A 24,382-nucleotide genomic window follows, 5' to 3' on the forward strand; every position below is an offset into this window, starting at 1 on the left:
CGTCGGCTAGTGGCGACCGTCGGCTAGTGCGTCAGGGCGTCCACCACGGCCGCAGCGGCAGGTCGTCGTCGCCCCGCGCGTCGACATTGACCGCCAGCACGTGATGGAGCTGAAGGTTGTTCTGCTCGAACGCAACCCGGGACGCCGCCATGTACAAGCCCCAAACCTTGGCGGTCGGCAAACCGACCTCGGCGACGGCCACCTCCCAGTGCTCGACCAGGTTGCGGCACCAGTCGCGCAGCGTCATCGCGTAGTGATGGCGGAAGTTCTCCGCGTGCAGCACCTCGAAGCCGGCGTCCTGGATGGCGCTGGTGATGCGGCCCGAGCCGGTCAGCTCGCCGTCCGGGAAGACGTAGCGATCCGTGAACCCGCCGGCGAACGAGGTGGAGGTGTTGTCGTGGCGGGTGATGCAGTGGTTGAGCAGCAGACCGCCGGTGCGCAGCCTCGATTTCAGGAACCCGAAGTAGGCGGGGTAATTCTTGACGCCGATGTGTTCGGTCAGCCCGATCGAGGAGACGGCGTCGAACCGCGCCTCGCCGACGTCGCGGTAGTCGGAGTGCCGGACCTCGGCCAGCTCGGCCAGCCCCTCGTCGGCGATCGCCCGCTGCGCCCACTTCGCCTGCTCGGCCGACAAGGTGGCGCCGATCGCCCGGACGCCGCGGCGCGCGGCGTACCGCACCATGCCGCCCCAGCCGCAGCCGACGTCGAGCAGCCGATCGCCCGGCTGTAGCCGCAACTTTTCGAAGACCAGCCGATACTTGTTCTGCTGCGCGTCTTCCAGCGTCGCCTCGGCGTCGGGATACACCGCGCAGGTGTAGGTCATCGACGGACCCAGCACCAATTCGTAGAAGGTGTTGGAGACGTCGTAGTGGTGGTGGATGGCCTCGGCGTCGCGGGTCTTGGTGTGCATCAGCCCGTCGGCGACCCGGCGCCACCGGGGGCGGGTCTCCTGCGGTGGTGGTGGCACCGGCACCAACCGCTCGATGCCCAACGAACGGACGACGTTGGCCAGCACCCGTGCCGGCGGCCGCTTGAATTGCACCCGGTCGGTCAGCGTCTTCAGCAGCTGGTACGGATCTCCCGGATGCACGCCGTAGGCCTGCAGGTCACCCGCCACGTAGGCGCGGGCCAGGCCGAGTTCGCCGGGCGCGGTGGCCAGGTAGGTGGCGCCGCGGGGGGTGCGGAGATCCAGGCCCAGTTCGGCGTCTTCGCTTCCGGCGGTGCTGCCGTCGTACGCGGTGAACTTCAGCGGATGGTTACCGGTCGCGGCGAAGACCTCCAGGATCTCGGCCATGCTCAGTTTGCCGGTGGGTGAGCGGTGGGGTTCTTTGGTCTCCCGAATTGAGTTCATCGCCGTTGCACCGCTTTCGCGTAGAGGTCGAGTAAACGAGAATCGGGGTCATAGGTTTTTTTGACGGTGTTGTAGGCCTCGCCGCCGTACAACTCGTCGAAGTCCTCGCGGGAGTAGAACGAGTCCGAATACAACGACTTGTGGCCGTCGAACTCGCCCACCTTGGCTTCGATCATCCGATTGGTGGCGCCCTCGGTCGGGCCGGCCGGCACCGACGACCAGAAGCCCACGTTGACGTAGGTGTGATCCGGTCGCATCGGGTACAGCGGCCAGCCTTGGTGGTCACGTAGACGCAACGGGCACAACCAGATTGGCGTGATGGGCACGTTTTCCAGGAACCACTCCAAAAAGTCGCAGGTCCGTTCGACCGGCACCTCGACGTCTTGCACCACCCGCTCACGAAGCGGGCGGCCCGGCGAGCGAATACTGCGGGTCTCGATGCGGTCGGACAGCCCGAAGCGGCGGTCCAGGGAGATCAGTTTCGAGTAGACGCTGCTGCGCCGGTAACGGCGCGGCCACCACCGTCGCAGTCGCGGGTTCTGCACGCCGAATGCGCGTGAGCACCAGAACCAGTCGGTGTCCCAGCGCCAGAAGTAGTCATTCATGGTCAGCCGGTCGTCCTTGGTGGCTTCCACGCCCGGGGTGTCGTGCCGGATGGACTGGTAGTAGATGTTGTTGCCGGTGTAGTCGCTGACCGGGCCCGGAGTGGTGGTCCGCCGGCCCACGCACAGGTAGCTTTCGTCGGCGCTGAAGACCACTCCGTCGAGGTAGTCGACCGGCGTCCCGCCCTGCCCACCGGTGTCGATGATGCGTTCCATGGCCGCGACCAAGTCGGGCAGCGAGCGGAATCGAACGTGCCGCAACGCCACGAACGGCGCGACGGGTTCCAGCTCGATTCGAAGCCGAGTTGAATAGCCAAGCGTCCCATAGGAATTCGGGAAGGCGCGGAACAGGTCGGCGTGCTGGGTGCGTGAGGCGGTGAGCAAATCGCCAGCGCCGGTGAGGATGTCCATCTCCAGCACCGATTCATGCGGCAGGCCGTTGCGGAACGACGCCGACTCGATGCCCAGTCCGCTGACCGCGCCACCGAGGGTGATGGTCTTCAGCTGCGGGACGACCAGCGGCGAAAGGCCGTACGGCAGCGTCGCGGCCACCAGGTCCGCGTATGTGCACATGCCGGCCACGTCGGCGGTGCGGGTTTCGGGATCCACACTCAGAACGCCGGTCAGCCCGGACGTGTCCAGACCGGGCGCATCGCGTTTGGTGCGGGCGCGGAACAGATTTGACGTCGGCTTGGCCAGCCGGACGGCCGATGTCGCCGGGATGGATCGATAACTTGCCAACATCCGGTCAACGCCGGACTTGTGGGCCGCGAGTGCAGATCCAAGGACAGGCACCACATATACCCTAGTCTTCGACAACAACCCGTGCACCCGTGGAAAAGGGTGGCACCGGGGAAATCATCGTGAGGAGGGGTCGCCTTGGGACAGGTGAGCGCAGAGAGCACCATCCTGGTCAACGCGGAGCCCGCGGCAACCCTTGCCGCGGTCGCGGACTATCAGACCGTCCGTCCGAAAATCCTGTCCCCGCAGTACAGCGACTACCAGGTGCTGCAGGGTGGGCAGGGGCAGGGCACCGTCGCCAAGTGGAGGCTGCAAGCCACCAAATCGCGGGTGCGCGACGTGCAGGTCAACGTCGATGTGGCCGGGCACACCGTTATCGAGAAGGACGCGAACTCGTCCATGGTGACCAACTGGACGGTCGCTCCCGCCGGGCCCGGCTCCAGCGTGACCGTGAAGACCACCTGGACGGGTGCGGGCGGTGTGAAGGGCTTCTTCGAGAAAACCTTTGCGCCGTTGGGGCTGAAGAGGATTCAGGGCGAGGTGCTGGCCAACCTGAAGAAGGAACTGGAGAGCTGAGCTAGCGCGCCTGGCCCTGCGAGGCCAGGAAACCCGCGACCCCGCGGACCATTGCGTCGGCATATTTCTGCCGGCCCTCGGCGGACTCCAACAGCGCCGAGTCCGCGGGATTCTTCATGTTGCCGCACTCGACCAGAATCGCCGGGTACTGGGCCAGGTTCAGGCCGGCCAGATCCGAGCGGCCATACAGACCGTTCTGGCCGATGTAGTTGGCCGGCGGGATGCCCGCGGCCTGCATCTGGTCGCGCATGATCCGGGCGTACTGCACCGACGGGCCCGCCTGCACCTGGTTGAGCGGCGGGGCCGAGTAGTTGACGTGGAACCCGCGGCCCGACGGCGGGCCGCCATCGGCGTGAATGGACAGGATCGCGTTGGGCCGCAGCGCGTTGGCCGCGTTTGCGCGCGCATCGACGCACGGTGCCAGCCCGGTATCGTCGCCGCGTGACATGGCGGTCCGGACCCCCAGCGCGTTCAGCTCGGCACGGACCCGCAGCGCGGTGTCCCAGTTGAACGTGTGCTCCATGTAGCCGGTGTTGGTCGCGGTCCCGCTGGTCTGGCAGTCCTTGGTGCCGCCGCGCCCGGTGGGCACCTGGCGGTTGATGGAGGCGTCATTGGAGCCGTTGTGGCCCGGATCGATGAAGACCACCATGCCGGCGATGCTGGAAGGGGCAGCCACTGCGTTCGGGATGATGATGGCCGACGCAGCAACGATCATGCAGATGATCGTCCTGATGCCGACACGCCTGCTCAGTCGTAGGTCCACGGCGCAAAGCTAACGCCGCGCGGTCTACGCTGGGTGTTCCGAATCGCCGGAGACTCACGAGCGAAACCAACTCGAGACCAAGATGCGAGGGGATTGTCATGCAACCCGGAGGCGATATGTCGGCGCTGCTGGCCCAGGCGCAGCAGATGCAGCAGAAGCTCATGGAGGCGCAGCAACAACTGGCGAACGCCGAGGTGCATGGTCAGGCCGGTGGGGGCTTGGTCAGCGTCATCGTCAAGGGCAGCGGCGAGGTGGTCGCGGTGAAGATCGATCCCTCCGTCGTCGACCCGTCGGACGTCGAGACCCTGCAGGACCTGATCGTCGGCGCCATGGGAGACGCGTCCAAGCAGGTCACCCGGATGGCCCAGGAGCGGCTGGGGTCGCTGGCCGGTGGCTTCGGCCCGCCGCCGGGGCAACCGCCCGCGCCGGCACAGGGGCTCTAGGCTCCGCCACCGACATGTTCGAAGGACCCGTCCAGGATTTGATCGACGAGCTCGGCAAGCTGCCGGGCATCGGGCCCAAAAGCGCCCAGCGCATCGCCTTCCACCTGTTGTCGGTGGAACCGCCGGATATCGACCGGCTGACCGCGGTGCTGGCGAAGGTCCGTGACGGGGTGCGGTTCTGCGCGGTGTGCGGCAACGTCTCCGACAACGAGCGGTGCCGGATCTGCGCGGATCCCCGCCGGGACGGGTCGCAGGTGTGCGTCGTTGAGGAGCCCAAGGACGTCCAGGCCGTCGAGCGCACCCGCGAATTCCGCGGCCGCTATCACGTGCTGGGCGGAGCGCTCGATCCGTTGTCCGGTGTGGGGCCCGATCAGCTGCGCATCCGTGAGCTACTGAGCCGGATCGGGGAGCGGGTCGACGACGTCGACATCACCGAGGTGATCATCGCCACCGATCCCAACACCGAGGGCGAGGCGACGGCCACCTACCTGGTGCGGATGCTGCGCGACATCCCGGGCCTGACCGTGACGCGGATCGCGTCGGGGCTGCCGATGGGCGGTGACCTGGAGTTCGCCGACGAACTGACGCTCGGTCGTGCGCTGGCCGGGCGACGGGCCATGGTCTGAGCCGGCGGCCCTCACGCCTTGATCAGTTGAAACGACCTGGTAGATGTCCTGACCGGCTCTCCGCCGCAGGCGTCCGACGTGGTCTGGCCCTCGCCCGCGAGTGACACGGCGTCGAAGCTGTAGTTGACGGTCGCCGGGGCCGAGGCGCCGTTCGGGCACGGTACCTGCGCCACGCCGCTGTGCGTCCACCGCCCGTTGGCGAGGTCGAACTCCCAGCTGATGACGAACGTCCCGCCGTCTTGCGAGGTCGCCAGCGTGCAGTCCGAGCCGCAGGGTGCGAAAAGCCAGGCGGTCGGCTTGTCGCTGTCCGCGTACAGCACGTTGTACCGGCCGATCGGGACTTCCGGGTTGGCCCGCGCCGGTGTCGACGACGCGACGAACGCCGCCGCGGCGAACAGTGCGGTACAGGCGATCTTCGCCGGCTGGCCCCCCACGTCAGCGTGCCGCCAGCCGTTCGCGGCGCAGCAAGTCCACCTCGGGCATCGGCAGCGGCGCCAGCTCCCCGACCACCTTGCCCAGCAGAAGGTCAGCCAGTTGCGGATTACGGGCCAGGCACGGCCCGTGCATATAGGTCGCGATCACGCTGCCCTGCACCGCGCCGTCGAAGCCGTCGCCGGGGGGATCGGACCGGTTGCCCGTGCCCTTGACCACCGCGCCCAGCGGCGACGCCGCCGGTCCCAGCGCGGTGCCGCCGCGGTGGTTCTCGAAACCGGTGAGCCGCTCGGTCAGGCCCGCCAGCAGCGGCTTGGTCGCCAGCTCGCCGATGGTGCGCGCCCGCTGCGGCGACGTCGTCGCGTCCAGCATGCCCACACCGTCGACGCGTTCCCCGGCCGACGTCTCATACCAGTGCCCGAGCACCTGCACGGCCGCACAGATCGCCAGAACCGGAGCGCCCCGTTCCGCGGCCCGCTGCAAGCCCGGGTGTTTGATCAGGTGCCGGGTGGCCAGCCGCTGCGCGTAGTCCTCGGCCCCGCCCAGCGTGTAGAGGTCCAACGACTCGGGCACCGGGTCGGCCAGCGTGATCTCGACGATCTCGGCGGCGATGCCGCGCAGCCGGAGTCGCTGCCGCAACACCAGCGCGTTGCCGCCGTCGCCGTAGGTGCCCATCACGTCGGGCAGCACCAGCCCGATCCGCACCACCGAATCAGCCATGGCGCGCCAACGCTCGCTGCAGCTGAAGGAATGCGGTGTAGTTGGCGACCACCTCCACCCGACCGGGCGGGCACGACGCGATCGCGTCGACGGTGTCGTGCACCAGGGTGTGCTCGACGCCCGCGTACCCGAGACGCACCGCCAGGTCGGTGCCGCGCTCCCCGGCGGCCACCACTATCCCTTTGCAGGCCTCCCCTACATGCTCGAAGCGCACATCCCACAGCCACGACAGGTCCTCCCCGTCGGGTACCTGGCCGTTGACCGAGATGACCACCCCGGCGGCGTGCTTGTCCACCATCGACAGCGCCTCCTGCCAGCCGGCCGGGTTCTTGGCCAGCAGGATGCGCACCTGGTGCGCACCGACCCGGACGGTCCGATACCGCCCCGCGACCTCGTCGACCGCCGAGACCGCCGCCACCGCCGCCGCGGGGCCCGCGCCCAACGCGACCGCGGCCGCGACGGCCTGGGCGGCGTTGCCCCGGTTGACCGCGCCGGGCAGGGCCAGCCGCATCGGCAGGGCCAGGCCGTCGGGCCCGTAGAGGGTGTGGTCGTCGAACCACCATTGCGGGCTGGGCCGCTTGAAGTCCGCACCGGTGGAATACCAGTGCCCCTTGTCGCGGACGATGACCTCGCCGGTGCGCGGGCAGCTGACCGAGTCGTTCGACCACGAACCGCCCGCGGCCACCCACACCACGTTCGGGCTGTCGTAGGCCGCCGACGTCATCAGCACGTCGTCGCAGTTGGCCACGACGACCGCCTGAGGGTGGCGGGCCAGGCCGGCGCGCAGGGTCCGCTCGATGACGTTGATCTCGCCGACCCGGTCCAGTTGGTCGCGCGACAGGTTGAGCAGCACCACGACACCGGGTTCGACGGCGTCGGAAACGTGCGGGACGTGCATTTCGTCGACTTCCAGGGCCGCCAGCGGCGCGTCGCGGTTGGCGGCCAGCGCCGCGACCAGGCCGGCATCCATGTTGGCGCCCTCGGCGTTGGTGGCCACCGCACCCAGCGTGCCTAAAGCCGCCGCCGTCATCCGGGTGGTGGTGGATTTGCCGTTGGTGCCGGTGACGATGACGGTGCGCCGGCCGGAGCCGAGTTGCCGGAGGACCGAGCGGTCCAGCGTCATGGCGATCAGGCCGCCGATCATCGCGCCGGCCCCGCGTCCGGTCACCCGTGACGCCCACCGCGCGCTCGCTCCCGCGGCGAGGGCCAGACGGGCACGGGTGGTGATCACCCGGGAAGTTTAAAGGTGTGCGGCCCGACACGGCGCGCGGCGACCGGATGATGTCGGTCCGCCATGCCATCCTCAGTGCATGAGCGGGGTGACCTGGGGTCGGCCGGCCACCGAGCCGGACGCGGGCTGGGCCGTCGTCGATGTCGAGACCTCCGGCTTCCGGCCGGGTCAGGCACGGATCATCAGCGTGGCTGCGCTCGGCCTGGATGCCGACGGCAACGTCGAACACTCGGTGGTGAGCCTGCTCAACCCCGGCGTGGATCCGGGTCCCACCCACGTGCACGGCCTGACCGCCGCCATGCTGGAAGACCAGCCCCGGTTCGTCGACATCGTCGGCGACGTGGCCGAGGTGCTGCGCGGCCGCACCTTGGTGGCCCACAACGTGGCGTTCGACTACGCGTTTTTGGCCGCCGAGGCCGAATTGGCCGAGGCCGAACTGCCCGTCGACAGCGTCATGTGCACGGTGGAGCTGGCCAGGCGGTTGGATCTCGGCCTCGACAACTTGCGGTTGGAGACGCTGGCGGCGCATTGGGGCGTCACGCAGGAGCGCCCGCACGACGCCTTCGACGACGCGATGGTGCTGACCGGCGTGCTGGCCTCGGCGCTCAAGCTGGCCCGCGCGGGCGATATCTGGCTGCCGGTACACCCGGTGACCCGGCGCCGCTGGCCCAACGGCCGGGTGACGCACGACGAGCTGCGGCCGCTGAAGGTGCTGGCCTCCCGGATGCCCTGCCCGTACCTGAACCCGGGCCCCTACGTCGGCGGCCGGCCGCTGGTGCAGGGCATGCGGGTGGCGCTGGCCGCCGAGGTCGGGCGCACCCACGAGGAACTCGTGGAGCGGATCTTGCACGCGGGGCTGGCCTACACCGATGCCGTCGACCGGGAAACCTCGCTGGTGGTCTGCAACGATCCCGCCCCCGAGCAGGGCAAGGGCTATCTCGCCCGGCAACTGGGGGTGCCGGTGATCTCCGACGCGCAGTTCATGGACTGCTGCGTCGGCGCCGTGCTCGGGGGCACCAGCATGGACGAATTCACCGACGCCAGCGCGCTGGACCAGCAGCTCGCGCTGTTCTGATCGGGCACCTCGGCCGAGCAGCTCCCAGGAAAGAGCCAGCGGGCGGTCGGGAACCTGACAGTTTCGGATTGTTAGTATTTGCTTGGCCGGGCGACGCATCCTGCGCGCGGTCCTCTCAGGGAAACGATCGAAAAACTGCGGCGGGCACCGCAACGCGGGCATCGTCGATCGCACCAGTGAGGAACCTTTGTGACGGGTGGACGGTTAGCGGATTTTGCTGTCGATCGGCGGGTTTTGCTGATCAGCGGGGTCGCGCTCTTCATCGGTGCCCTGTCGGCCCTAGTGGCCTGGTGCTTACTCAAGCTGATCGGGCTGGTCACTAATCTTGTTTTCTACCAACGCGTTTCGGATGCTCTGGTGGCACCCGCCCAAAACCATCATCCGTGGTGGCTGATACTGGGTGCGCCGGTCGCCGGAGGTCTGGTGATCGGTCTGATGGCTCGGTACGGGTCGGATCAGGTTCGTGGGCACGGCATGCCCGAGACGATCGAGGTGATTCTTACCGGCAGCAGCCGTGTCGAGCCCAAAGTTGCTGTCCTGAAACCACTTTCGGCGGCAATCAGCATTGGTACCGGTGGTCCGTTCGGCGCGGAGGGGCCGATCGTCATGACCGGGGGCGCGATGGGTTCGGTTGTCGCGCAATTCCTGCACCTGACCGCGGATGAACGAAAGATCCTGCTCGCCTCCGGTGCCGCGGGTGGCATCGCCGCCACCTTCAACGCCCCGCTGGCGTCCATCGTTCTGGCAGTTGAGTTGCTACTCTTCGAGTTTCGGCCGCGAAGCCTAATCCCGGTGGCCAGCGCCGTCGCCGTGGCCACCGTGGTGCGCATGTTCGTTCTGGGTGCCGGGCCCGTCTTCCCGGTCGGTGTGCGGATTCCCGAAATCCACTGGTCCATAGACGTGTTGGCTGTGGTCATCGGAATAGCCGGCGCCGTGGTGGCCATCGGAGCGTCGCACCTTGTTTTCTGGGTCGAGAATGCGTTTCCACGTCTGCCCATCCATTGGATGTGGTGGCCGGCGATCGGCGGTCTGATCATCGGTGTGGGTGGTCTGATCGAACCGCGCGCTCTCGGCGTCGGCTACAACGTGATCGATACGATTCTCACCGGGCAGGCCGGTCTATCGCTGATAGTCGGCATTCTCGTGGTGAAGACCGCGATCTGGGCGCTGTCACTTGGCTCGGGAACGTCGGGAGGTGTCTTCGCTCCGGTGTTCATGATCGGCAGTGCACTCGGAGCCTTTGTCGGACACTGGTTTCCACACGTGTTCCCCGGATTCTGGGCGATGTTGGGCTTGGCCGCCGTGGTCTGCGGCCTCATGCGGGCACCCTTCGCGGCCATCATGTTCACCCTCGAGCTCACCCGAGCCTGGCCCGCGATGCTCCCGGTGATCATCGCCACGATCGCCGCCTACCTGGTATCCGTGCTGTTGCTGTCGCGCTCGGTGCTCACCGAGAAGATCACGCGGACCGGAATGCATCTGACTCGCGATTACACCACCGATCCGTTGGAGGCATTCCTGGTCGCCGAAGTGATGCGTACCGGACCCGCACCCAAACCGGGAGGCGGTGCCGTCAGCACGCAGGCCACCCTGCGGCACGCCGCCAATCTTTTCGCCGAAACCGAAGGTCTGCCGCTGCAGGTGGTATCGCCGGACGGCTCCGACCAGGGCCACCTGCTGCTCAAGGATCTGCTGACCGCTCACCTGCACGATTTCAATGAAGAAACCGAGCGGACCCGGCACCTGATTCCATATTTTCCCAAGCCACCGCGCAGTGCCGTTCTGCGCTGGGCCCGCACTCGTGCCGCACGCGGCGACCGCGCGAGTTGAGCGCCTGCTCGCGGTCGCAGGACGGGTGTGATCAGGCGCGCGACGCTCGGTTGACCGCCGACACCACGGCCCGCAGCGATGCCGTCGTGATCGACGGAGCAATGCCCACACCCCACACGGTCCGGCCACCCACCGGGCCTGCTGGGTGCCGACCCGCTTCGCCCGGCAGCGCCGCGCTCGCGATCGACACCGAAGCCTCGACGTAGGCGGCCGCCTGCGCATCGTCACCGGCGCTCATCGCGTGTTCGGAGTAGTCGAGCACGGCGACGTCGAAGCCGACGCCGCCCAGCGCGTCGACGAACGCGGCGAGCGGGCCGTTGCCGGTGCCGGTGATCTCCGTCTCGGTCCCCTTGATCTTCACGGTGGCGATGACGGTGGTGCTGCCCTCGTCGTCCTCCGGGGCCTCGACCCGCTGTTTGATCCGCTCCAGCGGCAGGATCGGCGCCAGGTACTCCTCGGCGAACGCGTCCCACATCGCCTTGGGACTGACCTCGCCGCCTTCCCCTTCGCTGATCTTCTGCACCACCTGGGAGAACTCGATCTGCAGCCGTCGCGGCAGGGCCAGGCCGTGATCGGCCTTCATGATGTAGGCCACCCCGCCCTTGCCGGACTGGGAGTTGACCCGGATCACCGCCTCGTAGGTGCGCCCGACGTCCTTGGGGTCGATCGGCAGATACGGCACCTGCCACAGCATGTCCTCGACGTCGGTGTTCGCGGCGTCGGCGTCGACCTTCATCTGGTCCAGGCCCTTGTTGATGGCGTCCTGATGGCTGCCGGAGAACGCGGTGTACACCAGGTCCCCGCCGTAGGGGTGACGCTCGTGCACCGGCAACTGGTTGCAGTACTCGACCGTGCGGCGGATCTCGTCGATGTTGGAGAAGTCGATCTGCGGGTCCACGCCGCGGGAGAACAGGTTCAGCCCCAGCGTCACCAGGCAGACGTTGCCGGTGCGCTCGCCGTTGCCGAACAGGCAGCCCTCGATGCGGTCGGCGCCGGCCTGGTAGCCCAATTCCGCTGCGGCGACAGCGGTTCCGCGGTCGTTGTGCGGATGCAAGCTCAAGATCACCGATTCCCGGTTGGCCAGGTGGCGGCTCATCCATTCGATCGAGTCGGCGTAGACGTTGGGAGTGGCCATCTCCACCGTGGCGGGCAGATTGAAGATGATCGGGTTCTCCGGCGTCGGCGCAATGATTTCGCCGACGGCATCGCACACCTGCCTGGCGTACTCCAGCTCGGTGCCGGTGTAGGACTCCGGCGAATACTCGAACCGCCACCGGGTGCCCGGGTGCTTGGCGGCTTCCTCGACGCACTTGCGCGCGCCGTCGGTCGCGATGGCTTGCACGGCGGCCCGGTCCGCCCGAAAAACGACGCGGCGCTGCAGGATTGACGTCGAGTTGTAGAAGTGCACGATGGCCTGCGGCGCACCGTGGCACGCCTCGAAGGTGCGCTCGATCAGTTCCGGCCGGCATTGGGTCAGCACCTGGATGGTGACGTCGTCGGGAATGGCGCCGTCGGTGATGATCTCGCGGACGAAGTCGAAGTCGGTTTGGCTGGCCGACGGGAATCCGACTTCGATTTCCTTGTAACCCATGCGAACCAGCAGGTCGAACATGCGGCGCTTGCGTGCCGGGCTCATGGGGTCGATCAGCGCCTGGTTGCCGTCTCGCAGATCCACCGCGCACCACAGCGGCGCATGAGCGATGACGCGGTCGGGCCAGGTGCGGTCGGGCAGCCGGATGGGCTCGACCTCTTCAGCGAAGGGCCGGTACCGGTTGACCGGCATCGACGAGCCCCGCTGCGGGTTCCAAGTGGGCTGACTGGGGCGCGGTGGGGCCGCCGGCTGGACGATGGTGCGTGCCGAGCTGAACGCGTCGGGATTGGAAGTCACGGTGATTGCTCCGGGGGTCTTAGAAGGGGAACTTCAGACCGGCGCATCGCGAACACCCGCGACGGGAAGCCGGTCTGGATCAGACCCCGTCGCGGCGTCCGAGGAGGAGCACCCGCTGCACGTCCTGCACTTTACCGCTTTAGGCGCCGCGGTAAAAATGCCGCCGAGGCCGTCACGAATCCGCAGGCCAGGAAACCAGGTATTGCGACGTAAATCACCACACGGTGGCACGTATTCTGTTGTGGACTCATCCCCGAAATTGAAGTACGCAGAGCCGGAGAGGCAGGAAAAGCGTGGCGCTCGTCGTGCAGAAGTACGGCGGATCCTCAGTGGCGAACGCCGACCGGATCCGGCGGGTAGCCGAGCGCATCGTCGCTACCAAGAAGCAAGGCAACGACGTCGTCGTTGTCGTCTCCGCGATGGGCGACACCACCGACGACCTGATGGATCTGGCCCAACAGGTGTGCCCGGCGCCGCCGCCGCGGGAACTCGACATGCTGCTGACCGCCGGTGAGCGGATCTCGAACGCCTTGGTGGCGATGGCGATCGAATCACTGGGGGCCCAGGCGCGCTCGTTCACCGGATCGCAGGCCGGGGTGATCACCACCGGCACGCACGGCAACGCCAAGATCATCGACGTCACGCCGGGACGGCTGCAGACCGCGCTCGACGAGGGACGCATCGTGCTGGTGGCTGGATTCCAGGGTGTCAGCCAGGACACCCGGGACGTCACCACGCTGGGCCGCGGCGGTTCGGACACCACCGCGGTGGCCCTGGCCGCGGCGCTGAGCGCCGACGTCTGCGAGATCTACACCGACGTCGACGGCATCTTCAGCGCCGACCCGAGGATCGTGCACAACGCCCGCAAGCTGAACACGGTCACTTTCGAGGAGATGCTCGAGATGGCGGCCTGCGGCGCCAAGGTTTTGATGCTGCGCTGCGTGGAATATGCGCGCCGCTACAACATTCCGGTGCACGTCCGGTCCTCGTATTCGGAGAACCCCGGCACCGTCGTCGTCGGATCGATCAAGGACATAGCCATGGAAGACCCCATCCTGACCGGAGTCGCGCACGACCGCAGCGAGGCCAAGGTCACCGTTGTCGGCATTCCGGACATTCCCGGATATGCGGCCCGCGTCTTCCGGGCGCTCGCCGACGCCGACGTGAACATCGACATGGTGTTGCAGAACGTCTCCAAGGTCGAGGACGGCAAGACCGACATCACCTTCACCTGTTCACGTGACAGCGGGCCCACCGCGGTGGCCAAGCTGGACGCGCTCAAGGACGAGATCGGGTTCAGCCAGCTGCTCTACGACGACCACGTCGGCAAGGTGTCGCTGATCGGGGCCGGCATGCGCAGCCACCCCGGCGTCACCGCCACCTTCTGTGAGGCCCTGGCCGAGGTGGGCGTGAACATCGAGCTGATCTCCACCTCCGAGATTCGCATCTCTGTGCTGTGCCGCGACACCGAACTAGACAAGGCCGTCGTGGCGTTGCATGAAGCGTTCGGGCTCGGCGGCGAGGAGTCGGCGACGGTGTATGCGGGGACGGGCAGATAAATGGTTGCCATCGGCGTTGTGGGCGCCACCGGCCAGGTCGGCCAGGTGATGCGCAGGTTGCTGGACGAGCGGGACTTCCCCGCGGCATCGGTGCGGTTTTTCGCGTCGTCACGCTCGCAGGGCCGCAAGCTGGAGTTCCGCGGCCAGGAGATCGAGGTCGAAGACGCGGCGACGGCGGACCCGAGCGGGCTGGACATCGCGTTGTTCTCCGCCGGGAAGACGATGTCGCTGGTGCAGGCGCCGCGCTTCGCCGCGGCCGGGGTGACGGTGATCGACAACTCGTCGGCCTGGCGCAAGGACCCGGATGTGCCGCTGGTGGTGTCGGAGGTGAACTTCGACCGGGACGTTCGGGGCGCCGGTTCCCTACCGAAGGGCATCATCGCCAACCCGAACTGCACCACCATGGCCGCGATGCCGGTGCTCAAGGTGCTGCACGAGGAGGCCGGTCTGCAACGGCTGGTGGTGTCCAGCTATCAGGCGGTCTCCGGCAGCGGGATCGCCGGGGTGGAGGAGCTGGCCACCCAGGCCCGCGCGGTGATCGACGGCGCCGAGCAGCTGGTGCACGACGGCAACGCGGTGCAGTTCCCGGCGCCCACGACCTACGTGGCGCCGATCGCCTTCAACGTGGTGCCGCTGGCCGGCTCCCTGGTGGACGACGGCACCGGTGAGACCGACGAGGACCAGAAGCTGCGCCACGAGAGCCGCAAGATTCTCGGCATCCCCGACCTGGCCGTCAGCGGCACCTGTGTGCGGGTGCCGGTGTTCACCGGCCACTCGCTGTCGATCAACGCCGAATTCGCCCGGCCGCTGTCACCCGAGCGGGCCCGCGAGCTGCTCGACGGTGCACCCGGCGTCAAGGTGGTCGACGTGCCGACCCCCTTGGCGGCCGCCGGTGTCGACGAGTCCCTGGTCGGCCGGATCCGGCGCGATCCCGGGGTGCCCGAGGGGCGTGGTCTGGCCTTGTTCATCTCCGGTGACAACCTGCGCAAGGGGGCGGCGCTGAACACCATCCAGATCGCCGAGCTGCTGGCCGCCCAGCTGTGAATCCGCGGGTGGGCTCGTTGAGCTCAGCCCGCACTCGCCTGGTCGCGCGGTGCTCACTGTTCGCCGTGATGTGTTTGGTTCTGCCGCACTGGATTTCCAGCGTTGCACACGCAGACCCGGCGGCGCCTGCCCCCGAGCCGGTGCTGCCGCCGCTGGCGCCCGGTCAGGTGCTGCGGATCGGCCCCACCGCGGGAACCGGCACGCCGACCGGCGACTACGGCATCGGCGCGACCGATCTGTGTGAGTTCGTCGAGTTCCCCGCCGAGTTGCTCCAAGTGTGCGGCGACAGCTTCGCCGGACAAGGCGTCGGGTTCGGCGGGTGGTACGCGCCGGTGGCGTTGCGCGTCGACACCTCGTCCGTCGACGACCCCGGCGGGGTGCGCTACACCGGGGTGACCGGCATCAGCAATCCGCTGCTGGCCGACCCGGCCCCGCCGGGAGCCTCCCAGCTGCCCGCCGGCGTGGTGCAGATCAACCGCCGCAACTACTTGATGGTGACGACCACCAAAAACCTCGAGCCGCAGACCTCCCGCCTGGTGGCCGCCGAACCGGCGCGCGCGGGCTGGCAGACGATCCCGGGATCCAAGCGGCCCGCGTCGTACCAGGGCGGCTCGCAGACGCAGATCAGCGGCTACTACGACCCGATACCCACCCCGGACTCTCCGAGCGGCTGGGTGTACATCGTCGCCGACAGTTTCACCCGCCGAGACCCGGTACTGCTGTACCGGGCCACCCCGCAGGCGTTCACCGACCGGTCGCGGTGGCAGGGCTGGGCGGCCGGCCCGCAAGGGGGCTGGGGAAAGCCGCCGACCCCACTGTGGCCGGACGCGGTGGGCGAGATGTGCATCCGGCAGATCGACGGCAAGACGGTGTTGTCCTACTTCAATGCCGTCACCGGCAACATGGAGGTCCGGGTGGCCGACGACCCGACATCGCTGGGCGCCGCGCCGGTCACCACCGTGGTGCAGCACGACGAGTGGCCGGACCCGGCGGAGAGCCTGCCGCCGCCCTACGACAACCGGCTCGCGCAGCCGTATGGCGGCTACATCTCGCCCGGTTCGACGCTCGACGAGTTACGGATCTTCGTGAGCCAGTGGGACACCCGTGCCCGGGTTGCCGCCCCGTACCGGGTGATCCAGTTCGCGGTCAATCCGCTGCGGCCCGAGTAACGTCGGCGCGGTTCGCGCACTTCGGTTCGCCTGATTGCAGGTGGGCTTGCACCGCTGGGGCGGAGCGCGCTTTTCACCCGCTGAGCGGGGGTTTTGGTTCACAGCTGCTACATAAGCAGCGCATAGCCGCCACTACTGTTAACGGCTTCATCATTTGTCTCATGAGTGAAACTTCTGAAACCCCCACTGTGCGGCACTCCACCGCAACTGCACCGGTCGCCGCCGAAGCGGCGGCGGCCTACCGGGCCCCGCGGGTCTTCCAACTCGCCGCGTGGGTCGCCATCGTCGCCGGGATCGTGTTCATCGTCGCGGTCATCTTCTTCACCGGCTTCATCCTTGGCCACCGCGGCGGCCACCACGGCCACCACCACAAGCACCACCACGCGATGGTTCACCACCGCGGTCCTGGTGGACCCGGCAGCTTCGGCGGCCCGGGCGCACCGGGTGGCCAGGGCGGTCAGGGTGGACAGACCGGTCCGGGAGCCACCACCGCTCCTCCGGCCACCTCGGGCGTACGGCCCAGTGGCATGGCCCCGGGTCAGCTCCCGCCGTCGGTGTTCCACTCCGCGGCCACCGCGCACGGCGCACCGGGACAGGCCCCGAGCGTCATCGTGTTGACCAACTGAAAAACCCATACCAACCAGTGGCCCGGCGCTCCCCGCGAGCGCCGGGCCACCTGTCTGTTGCGATCACCGGCGTCTCACCACCGCGTCTCGATTCACCACAATTTTGTCGCCCAGACCTGTTAGGGACCAGGCATCCGGGGCAATATGGCAAGGCATGAGCGAGACACCCGAACCACCAGTTGAGCCAACCGCTGAGTCGACCCCGGCCGCACCCGTGACCGCGCCACCGCCGCCACCCCCGCACCGCGTGCAGCCGCCGCGGCTCTACACGGCGGCGGCCTGGGTGGTGATCGTCGCGGGCATCGTCTTCATCCTCTCCTCGGTGTTCTTCGTCGGCGCCTTCATCTGGAAGCACCAGCACCACTGCCAGTACCACCACGGCATGTTCCACCCGGGCGGGCCCGGCGGCCCCGGACCGGGCAACGGACCGTGGGGCGGCCCCGGCGGGCCCGGGCCGGGCAACGGCCCCGGGCAATACGGACCCGGCGGCTACGGCCCGTGGTACGGCGGACCCGGTGGCCCGGGCGGGCCCGGCAACGGGCCATGGGGATACGGGCCCAGTGGTCCCGGCTTGATCGTCCCGATGCCCCCCGGCGGCCCGGGTGGTCCCGGCGGACCGGTCGGCGGCCCGGGTGCCGGCGGGCCAGGGCAAGCGCCGGGTGCCAACCCACCCCCCGCGCCCGGACCGCGCCCATAACAGCGCGCTTCACATCACGCCTTAAGTCGAGCCGGAATGGGTATCAGCCCGTAGTGGGCAACCCACCCGTTGCCCGGATTTCTTGACCAGAGCGAAATGAGGGGAATACTCGAGTGCAGGCCGGGAGATCCGGGACGTGCACCGCTGTACTGAAAATGCTTGATGCTCAAGCGGATTCGGTGCTGCGGCGTGCGACCTCGGGTAGTGCCGGCTTTCAGCCCGGTGACGAGGAGAGAGCGTAATGACGGAGCGTTTCACCACCAACGATGCCGGTATCGCTGCGCCGAGCGACGATCAGTCGCTGACGATCGGCCCGGACGGGCCGATTCTGCTGCAGGACCACTACCTGATTGAACAGATGGCGATGTTCAATCGGGAACGCATCCCGGAGCGCCAGCCACACGCCAAAGGCGGTGGCGCATTTGGCCATTTCGAAGTGACCAACGACGTCAGCCAGTACACCAGGGCCGCGGTGTTCCAGCCCGGCACCAAGACCGACATGCTGGCAAGGTTTTCCACCGTTGCCGGCGAGCGGGGCAGCCCAGACACCTGGCGCGACCCGCGCGGCTTCGCGCTGAAGTTCTACACCAGCGAAGGCAATTTCGATCTGGTCGGCAACAACACCCCGGTGTTCTTCATGCGCGACCCGTTGAAGTTCCAACATTTCATCCGCTCCCAGAAGCGGCTGCAGGCAAGCAATGTGCGCGACCACAACATGCAGTGGGATTTCTGGACGCTGTCACCGGAGTCGGCGCACCAGGTGACCTGGCTGATGGGTGACCGGGGGATCCCCAAGTCGTGGCGGCACATGAACGGGTACAGCAGCCACACCTACAGCTGGATCAACGCCGCCGGCGAGATCTTCTGGGTGAAGTACCACTTCAAGACGGATCAGGGTGTCGATTTCCTGACCCAGGAAGACGGGGATCGGCTGGCCGGTGAGGACGGCGACTACCACCAGCGCGACCTGTATGAGGCGATCGAGCGCGGCGAATACCCGAGCTGGACGCTCAAGATGCAGATCATGCCGTATGAGGAGGCCAGGAACTACCGGTTCAACCCGTTCGATCTCACGAAGGTGTGGCCGCACAGCGATTACCCGCTGATCGACGTCGGCAAGATGACGCTGAACCGCAACGTCACCGACTACCACACCGAGATCGAGCAGGCGGCCTTCGAGCCGAATAACACCGTGCCCGGCACCGGGCTGAGCCCGGACAAAATGTTGCAGGCGCGCGGGTTCTCCTACTCCGACGCGCACCGCGCCCGGCTCGGAACCAACTACCGGCAGATCCCGGTCAACACGCCCAAGGTCGAGGTGAACAGCTATTCCAAAGACGGGGCCATGCGGGTGAAGAACGTCTCCGACCCTGTGTATGCGCCCAATTCCTACGGTGGGCCGCACGCCGACCCGGCACGCGCCGCCGAGATCCGTTGGCATGCCGACGGTGACATGGTCCGCGCGGCGTACACGCTGCACGCCGAGGACGACGACTGGGGCCAGGCCGGCACCATGGTCCGCGAAGTTCTCGACGATGCGGCCAGGGAACGTTTGGCGCACAACATCATTGGCCACGTCTCTCAGGGTGTTAAGGAGCCGGTGCTGTCCCGGGTGTTCGAATATTGGCGCAATGTCGACCCCGACCTCGGCAAGAAGGTCGAGGAAGGCGTTCGGGGCAACGGGGGCTGACCGCACGTCTGCGCGCCTGGCATGATCGCTGCATGACCACGCGGGTTACGCAAGTTGCCGAGATCCGCGGGGCCGCGATGGCCCTCGGCATCGCTGTGGCGGGCGCGGTCGCAATGCCGGTCGCGGCCGCGCACCCGTCGGAGCCGGGCGTGGTGAACTACGCCGTCCTGGGCAAGGGGTCGGTCGGCAACATCGTCGGTGGGCCGATGGGGTGGGAAGCGGTGTCGACCCAGCCCGGCCAGGGTGACTGGGTGGACCTGCCGGCGTGCAACAACTGGGCCGACATCGGTCTGCCCGAGGTGTACAACGACCCCGATCTGGCGTCGTTCAACAGTGCCCTGACCCAGACGTCCGCCACGGACCAGACGCACCTGGTCAAACAGGCCGTCGGGGTGTTCGCGACCAACGACGCCGCGGGCCGGGCCTTTCATCGGGTGGTGGATCGAACGGTCGGCTGCTCGGGACAGACCACCGCGCTCCACCTCGACAACGGCAGCACGCAGGTGTGGTCGTTCGACGGTGGGCCGGCCGGCCCGGCCGACGAGAACTGGACCAAGCAGGAGGCGGGCACCGACCGGCGGTGCTTCAATCAAACCAGGCTGCGCGAAAACGTGTTGTTGCAGGCGAAAGTGTGCCAATCGGGCAACGCCGGGCCCGCGGTCAACGTGCTAGCTGGGGCGATGCAGAACGCGCTGGGTCAATAATCGGCCGATTGGGTAACCGTCTTTCCCGTGCACCCCACGAGCGGAGAAAGGAATATGTCGGAGGCTTCTGATAGATGAAGCCCTAGACGAAGTAGTGCCGATTATCGTTCGATTAGCTGCGCAGGGAAGCGGTCCGCAGGTGCACGTTCAGGCCTGCCCGGGCCCGAAGGGATCGTGATATGACGTTCGCGCCGATCACTGCCGCGGCTTCGCCGTCGGAATCGCGGGTGGCCGGTGCCGACCCGGAGCTGAACGTCGCCGAGCTCGCCGATTCGGCGGCCGTCGCGCAATACATCGCCGAGGGATGTCTGGTGGACGCCCCGCTGGGGCGGGTGGGTCTGGAGTTGGAGGCCCATTGCCACGACCCGGCCGACCCCGGCCGCCGACCCGGCTGGAGCGAAATCACCGCGGTGCTCGACGCGCTCCCCCCGCTGCCCGGGGGCAGCAGCATCACCGTGGAACCCGGCGGGGCCGTCGAACTGTCCGGGCCGCCGGCCGACGGGGTGGTGCCCGCCATTGAGGCCATGCGCCGGGATCAGGCCGAGCTTCGGCCGGCGTTTGCCGAGGCCGGGCTGGGCCTGGTCTTCCTCGGCGCCGACCCGTTGCGGCCGCCTAAACGCATCAACCCCGGCGCCCGTTACCGCGCGATGGAACAGTTCTTCGCGACCAGCCATTCCGGGGAAGCGGGCGCGGCGATGATGACCTCGACCGCATCGATCCAGGTGAACGTGGACGCCGGGCCGCGGGAGGGTTGGGCCGCGCGGGTGCGGCTGGCACATGCGTTGGGGCCCACCATGATCGCGATCACGGCCAACTCGCCGATGCTGGTCGGCGACTTCACCGGCTGGGTGTCGAGCCGGCAGCGGGTGTGGGGCCGGATGGATTCGGCACGCTGCGGGCCCATCCTGGGCGCCAGCGGCGACGACCCGGGCACCGACTGGGCACGGTATGCGCTCAAGGCGCCGGTAATGCTGGTGCACGATCCAGACGCCGAGGCGGTCACCCATTGGGTGCCCTTTGCCGACTGGGTGGACGGCCGACAGCTGCTCGGGGAGCGTCGGCCCAGCGTCGCCGATCTCGAATACCACCTCACCACGTTGTTCCCGCCGGTGCGGCCCAGGCAGTGGCTGGAGATCCGCTATCTGGACAGCGTGCCGGACGCGTTGTGGCCGGCCGTCGCGTTCACCCTGGCGGTCCTGCTCGATGACCCGGCCGCCGCCGACGTCGCGGCGGAGGCGGTCGAGCCGGTGGCCACCGCCTGGGACACCGCGGCACGGGTGGGGCTGCGGGACCGTCGGCTGTATGCGGCGGCCAACGCGTGCGTGTCCATTGCCGCCGCGAAGGCGCCGGCCGAAGTCAGCGATTCGATGCAGCGGTTGGTCCGCCTGGTCGACCAGGGACGCTGTCCCGGCGACGACTTCGCCGACCAGGTGATTCAGCACGGTCTGGCGGCTGCGCTTTCCCAGGCGGCCCAATGCCCGCAAGGGGAGCGGTGACCTTTCCTGATGATTCCGACCCGCGTCGCGCGGCACCGCCGCGCTTGCGGTCGTCACCGCCCGATGATTCCGACCCGCGTCGCCCGGCTGCGCCGCGCTTGCGGTCGTTATGCCGGGAGGCGATCGCCGACGACTTGGCGCGGACGCGGACGCGGACATTGCGTCTCGTCGAGTTCGACGACGCCGAACTGTGTAGGCAGTACGACCCCTTGATGAGCCCGTTGGTGTGGGATCTGGCGCACATCGGTCAGCAGGAAGAGCTGTGGCTGTTGCGAGGTGGAGATCCCGCGCGGCCCGGAATGTTGGCGCCGGCGGTCGAGGGGCTCTACGACGCCTTCGTGCATTCCCGCGCCAGCCGGGTGGACCTGCCGCTGCTGTCACCGGACCAGGCGCGGGCATACTGCCGGACCGTGCGGTCCGCGGTGCTCGACACCCTTGACGTGCTGCCCGACGATCCCGCCGGCGACGAGGCCGCCTTCGTGTACGCGATGGTGGTCAGCCACGAAAACCAGCACGACGAGACGATGCTGCAGGCCTTGAACTTACGCAGCGGCGCGCCGCTGTTGCGGGACGCGCCGGGGCTGCCGTCCGGTCGAGCCGGTCTGGCCGGGACGTCGGTGCTGGTGCCCGGCGGTGAGTTCGTGCTCGGTGTGGACGCCGCCAGCGAGCCGTCCTCGTTGGACAACGAGCGCCCCGCGCACGTCGTCGGCTTACCCGCGTTCCGGATCGGGCGGGTTCCGGTCACCAACGGCGAATGGCGGCACTTCGTCGACGACGGCGGCTACGACCAGCCGCGTTGGTGGTCCGAGCGCGGCTGGCAGCACCGCCAGGGCGCGGGCCTGAGCGCGCCGCAGTTCTGGAGCTCCGACGGCGCGACCCGCACCCGGTTCGGCCACGTCGAGTACATCCCGCCCGACGAACCCGTCCAGCACGTCAGCTATTTCGAGGCCGAGGCCTACGCGGCCTGGGCCGGTGCGCGGCTGCCCACCGAGATGGAATGGGAGAAGGCCTGCACCTGGGATCCGGCCACGAACACGAGGCGCCGGTACCCCTGGGGAGAGCGCAAACCGGACGACACGCTGGCCAACCTGGGCGGCACGGCGCTGCGGCCGGCGCCCGTCGGCGCCTACCCCGGCGGTGCTTCGGCGTGCGGGGCCGAGCAGATGCTCGGCGACGTCTGGGAGTGGACCACCTCCCCGCTGCGGCCCTGGCCGGGGTTCGTCCCGATGCTCTACGAGCGCTATTCCCAACCCTTCTTCGACGGCGATTACCGGGTGCTGCGCGGCGGCTCGTGGGCCGTGGAGCCGGGCATCATCCGGCCGAGTTTCCGCAATTGGGATCACCCGTACCGGCGCCAGATCTTCTCCGGTGTCCGGTTGGCGTGGGACGTCTCCGACGCCGGGGATCCCGCCTGATGTGCCGCCACCTGGGCTGGCTGGGGACCGACGTCACGGTCTCCTCGCTGGTGCTGGACCCGCCGTTCGGGCTGCGGGTGCAGTCCTATGCTCCGCGCCGCCAGAAGCACTGCCTGCTCAACGCCGACGGTTGGGGCGTCGGGTTTTTCGACAGCTCACCGACGGGCTCGGTGCCGCGCCGCTGGCGCAGCCAGGCGCCGCTGTGGGGCGATGTGTCGTTCGATTCCATCGCACCCGGGCTGCGCAGCCACTGCGTGGTGGCCGCGGTGCGTTCGGCCACCGTCGGCATGCCGATCGAGGCCAGTGCGTGTGCGCCGTTCACCGATGGACAATGGTTGTTGTCGCACAACGGAATCGTCGACCGGGCCGTGTTGCCGGCGACGCCGCGCGCCGAATCGGTTTGTGACAGCGCGATGCTGGCGGCCACCATCTTCGAGCGCGGCCTCGACACCTTGGCGCACACCATCGCCGAGATAGCAGCGGCCGACCCCAACGCCCGGCTGAACATATTGGCCGCCAACGGCTCTCGCATGCTGGCGACGGCGTGGGGGGACACGCTGTCCATTCTGCGCCGCCCGGACGGTGTGGTGCTGGCCAGCGAGCCCTATGACAACGACTCCGACTGGGAGGACGTGCCAAACCGTCATCTTGTCGAAGTCACCGCGGATGGTGTCACGCTGACGCCACTGGACCAGTCGAGAGGATCTTGATGACGCTGTCGCTGTCGAACCACCTGGCCGCCGACTCCGCGTACCACGCGTTGCGCCGCGACGTGCTGGACGGCCTGCAGAAGACACCGAAATCCTTGCCGCCCAAATGGTTCTACGACTCCGTGGGCAGCGATCTGTTCGACCAGATCACCCGGTTACCCGAGTACTATCCGACCCGCGCCGAGGCCGAGATCTTGCGCGCCCGCGCGGGCGAGGTCGCATCGGCCAGCGAGGCCGACACCCTGGTGGAACTGGGCAGCGGCACCTCGGAGAAGACGCGCGTGTTGCTCGACGCACTGCGCGCCCGGCATTCGTTGCGCAGGTTCGTCCCGTTCGACGTCGACGCCAGCATCCTGTCCACCGCCGCCGCGGCCATCCAGCGGGAATACCACGGTGTCGAAATCAAGGCCGTCTGCGGCGATTTCGAAGAGCACCTGACCGAGATTCCCGAAGGCGGCCGGCGACTGTTCGTGTTCTTGGGGTCAACCATCGGCAATCTGACGCCCGGGCCGCGCGCGCGGTTCCTCGCCGCACTGTCCGCGCAGATGCGGCCCGGCGACAGCTTGCTGCTGGGCACGGACCTGGTCAAGGACACCGAGCGGCTGGTGCGCGCGTATGACGACGCCGCCGGGGTGACGGCCGCGTTCAATCGCAACGTGCTGGCGGTGGTGAACCGGGAACTCGACGCCGACTTCGATGTCGACGCCTATCGGCACGTGGCCCGGTGGAACGCGGCGGAAGAACGCATCGAGATGTGGCTGCGCTCGGACCGGCGCCAGCGGGTGCGGGTCGCCTCGCTCGGGCTGACCGTCGACTTCGAGGCGGGCGAGGAGATGCTCACCGAGGTGTCATGCAAGTTCCGCTCCGACAAGGTGACTGGCGAATTGGCCGCCGCGGGATTGCGCCGCACCCGGTGGTGGACCGACGAGGCGGGCGACTTCGGGTTGTCGTTGGCCGTCAAGTGACCGGGGGACTCGCGCTGGCCGAACAATGG

23 protein-coding genes are annotated in these 24,382 nt (G+C 68.1%); 16 read left to right on the forward strand and 7 right to left on the reverse strand.

Annotation, left to right across the window (positions count from 1 at the left end; all coding sequences use genetic code 11):
- Positions 1–31: 31 nt before the first annotated feature.
- Both ACIUM1_RS16555 and ACIUM1_RS16560 read right to left on the reverse strand, forming a co-directional pair.
- Positions 32–1,342 carry a class I SAM-dependent methyltransferase gene (locus ACIUM1_RS16555; protein WP_406817710.1) on the reverse strand — a complete coding sequence of 437 codons (1,311 nt, stop codon included), beginning with the start codon at positions 1,340–1,342 and terminating at the stop codon, positions 32–34.
- A gap of 5 nt (positions 1,343–1,347) precedes the next feature.
- Positions 1,348–2,751 (reverse strand): FAD-binding oxidoreductase, encoded by a 1,404-nt coding sequence (locus tag ACIUM1_RS16560; RefSeq protein WP_406813726.1) that lies wholly within the window; start codon positions 2,749–2,751, stop codon positions 1,348–1,350.
- An 81-nt stretch (positions 2,752–2,832) separates the two neighbouring features.
- Between ACIUM1_RS16560 and ACIUM1_RS16565 the strand changes: the two genes are divergently transcribed.
- Complete coding sequence (locus ACIUM1_RS16565; RefSeq protein ID WP_406813727.1) at positions 2,833–3,270, forward strand: SRPBCC family protein; 438 nt, start codon at positions 2,833–2,835, stop codon at positions 3,268–3,270.
- A 1-nt stretch (position 3,271) separates the two neighbouring features.
- On the opposite strand, the gene ACIUM1_RS16570 is transcribed toward ACIUM1_RS16565, so the two are convergent.
- Complete coding sequence (locus ACIUM1_RS16570) at positions 3,272–4,033, reverse strand: Rv3717 family N-acetylmuramoyl-L-alanine amidase (protein WP_406813728.1); 762 nt, start codon at positions 4,031–4,033, stop codon at positions 3,272–3,274.
- 98 nt (positions 4,034–4,131) lie between these two features.
- Between ACIUM1_RS16570 and ACIUM1_RS16575 the strand changes: the two genes are divergently transcribed.
- Positions 4,132–4,476, forward strand: coding sequence for a YbaB/EbfC family nucleoid-associated protein (locus ACIUM1_RS16575; protein WP_406813729.1), 345 nt, complete (start codon positions 4,132–4,134; stop codon positions 4,474–4,476).
- A gap of 14 nt (positions 4,477–4,490) precedes the next feature.
- Positions 4,491–5,102, forward strand: coding sequence for a recombination mediator RecR (gene recR, locus ACIUM1_RS16580; protein ID WP_008263246.1), 612 nt, complete (start codon positions 4,491–4,493; stop codon positions 5,100–5,102).
- Between the two features lie 11 nt (positions 5,103–5,113).
- Here the strand turns inward: recR and ACIUM1_RS16585 are convergent, their stop codons facing one another.
- From ACIUM1_RS16585 to ACIUM1_RS16595, 3 genes are read right to left on the reverse strand one after another with little or no spacing between them, the layout of a single operon-like run.
- Complete coding sequence (locus ACIUM1_RS16585; RefSeq protein ID WP_406813730.1) at positions 5,114–5,536, reverse strand: hypothetical protein; 423 nt, start codon at positions 5,534–5,536, stop codon at positions 5,114–5,116.
- 1 nt (position 5,537) lies between these two features.
- Positions 5,538–6,242, reverse strand: a complete 705-nt coding sequence (locus ACIUM1_RS16590; RefSeq protein ID WP_406817711.1) for a type 1 glutamine amidotransferase — start codon at positions 6,240–6,242, stop codon at positions 5,538–5,540.
- 4 nt (positions 6,243–6,246) lie between these two features.
- Positions 6,247–7,485: a MurT ligase domain-containing protein gene (locus ACIUM1_RS16595; RefSeq protein ID WP_406813731.1), complete on the reverse strand. Its 1,239-nt coding sequence runs from the start codon at positions 7,483–7,485 to the stop codon at positions 6,247–6,249.
- 79 nt (positions 7,486–7,564) lie between these two features.
- Between ACIUM1_RS16595 and ACIUM1_RS16600 the strand changes: the two genes are divergently transcribed.
- Both ACIUM1_RS16600 and ACIUM1_RS16605 read left to right on the forward strand, forming a co-directional pair.
- Positions 7,565–8,560 (forward strand): DEDDh family exonuclease, encoded by a 996-nt coding sequence (locus tag ACIUM1_RS16600; protein ID WP_406813732.1) that lies wholly within the window; start codon positions 7,565–7,567, stop codon positions 8,558–8,560.
- A 189-nt stretch (positions 8,561–8,749) separates the two neighbouring features.
- A complete protein-coding gene (locus ACIUM1_RS16605) occupies positions 8,750–10,390 on the forward strand; it encodes a chloride channel protein (protein ID WP_406813733.1) in 1,641 nt (546 codons plus the stop codon).
- Between the two features lie 31 nt (positions 10,391–10,421).
- Here the strand turns inward: ACIUM1_RS16605 and leuA are convergent, their stop codons facing one another.
- Entirely contained in the window at positions 10,422–12,278 is a 1,857-nt protein-coding gene (gene leuA, locus ACIUM1_RS16610) for a 2-isopropylmalate synthase (protein ID WP_406813734.1), read from the reverse strand.
- Between the two features lie 293 nt (positions 12,279–12,571).
- Between leuA and ACIUM1_RS16615 the strand changes: the two genes are divergently transcribed.
- The 11 genes from ACIUM1_RS16615 to egtD all read left to right on the forward strand — a co-directional run bounded on the left by ACIUM1_RS16615 (position 12,572) and on the right by egtD (position 24,353).
- Positions 12,572–13,837, forward strand: a complete 1,266-nt coding sequence (locus tag ACIUM1_RS16615) for an aspartate kinase (protein ID WP_406813735.1) — start codon at positions 12,572–12,574, stop codon at positions 13,835–13,837.
- Positions 13,838–14,881 carry an aspartate-semialdehyde dehydrogenase gene (locus ACIUM1_RS16620; RefSeq protein WP_406813736.1) on the forward strand — a complete coding sequence of 348 codons (1,044 nt, stop codon included), beginning with the start codon at positions 13,838–13,840 and terminating at the stop codon, positions 14,879–14,881.
- 17 nt (positions 14,882–14,898) lie between these two features.
- Positions 14,899–16,050, forward strand: coding sequence for a DUF4185 domain-containing protein (locus ACIUM1_RS16625; RefSeq protein WP_406813737.1), 1,152 nt, complete (start codon positions 14,899–14,901; stop codon positions 16,048–16,050).
- A gap of 188 nt (positions 16,051–16,238) precedes the next feature.
- A complete protein-coding gene (locus ACIUM1_RS16630) occupies positions 16,239–16,676 on the forward strand; it encodes a hypothetical protein (protein WP_406817712.1) in 438 nt (145 codons plus the stop codon).
- 154 nt (positions 16,677–16,830) lie between these two features.
- A complete protein-coding gene (locus ACIUM1_RS16635) occupies positions 16,831–17,373 on the forward strand; it encodes a hypothetical protein (RefSeq protein WP_406813738.1) in 543 nt (180 codons plus the stop codon).
- 241 nt (positions 17,374–17,614) lie between these two features.
- The gene (locus ACIUM1_RS16640) at positions 17,615–19,063 is read left to right on the forward strand and encodes a catalase (protein ID WP_406813739.1); all 1,449 of its coding nucleotides are present in this window, start codon (positions 17,615–17,617) and stop codon (positions 19,061–19,063) included.
- A gap of 77 nt (positions 19,064–19,140) precedes the next feature.
- Complete coding sequence (locus tag ACIUM1_RS16645; RefSeq protein ID WP_406817713.1) at positions 19,141–19,767, forward strand: sensor domain-containing protein; 627 nt, start codon at positions 19,141–19,143, stop codon at positions 19,765–19,767.
- A 179-nt stretch (positions 19,768–19,946) separates the two neighbouring features.
- Positions 19,947–21,263: an ergothioneine biosynthesis glutamate--cysteine ligase EgtA gene (gene egtA / locus ACIUM1_RS16650; RefSeq protein ID WP_406813740.1), complete on the forward strand. Its 1,317-nt coding sequence runs from the start codon at positions 19,947–19,949 to the stop codon at positions 21,261–21,263.
- Between the two features lie 98 nt (positions 21,264–21,361).
- A complete protein-coding gene (egtB, locus tag ACIUM1_RS16655) occupies positions 21,362–22,678 on the forward strand; it encodes an ergothioneine biosynthesis protein EgtB (RefSeq protein WP_406817714.1) in 1,317 nt (438 codons plus the stop codon).
- On the forward strand, positions 22,678–23,388 hold the full coding sequence (gene egtC, locus ACIUM1_RS16660) for an ergothioneine biosynthesis protein EgtC (RefSeq protein WP_406813741.1): 711 nt from the start codon (positions 22,678–22,680) through the stop codon (positions 23,386–23,388). Before egtB ends, egtC begins: the two co-directional genes overlap by 1 nt.
- Positions 23,388–24,353: an L-histidine N(alpha)-methyltransferase gene (gene egtD / locus ACIUM1_RS16665; protein WP_406813742.1), complete on the forward strand. Its 966-nt coding sequence runs from the start codon at positions 23,388–23,390 to the stop codon at positions 24,351–24,353. Before egtC ends, egtD begins: the two co-directional genes overlap by 1 nt.
- The last annotated feature ends 29 nt before the right edge of the window (positions 24,354–24,382 follow it).

The organism is Mycobacterium sp. M23085 (assembly GCF_045343915.1).
In the GTDB taxonomy this organism is placed as follows: domain Bacteria; phylum Actinomycetota; class Actinomycetes; order Mycobacteriales; family Mycobacteriaceae; genus Mycobacterium.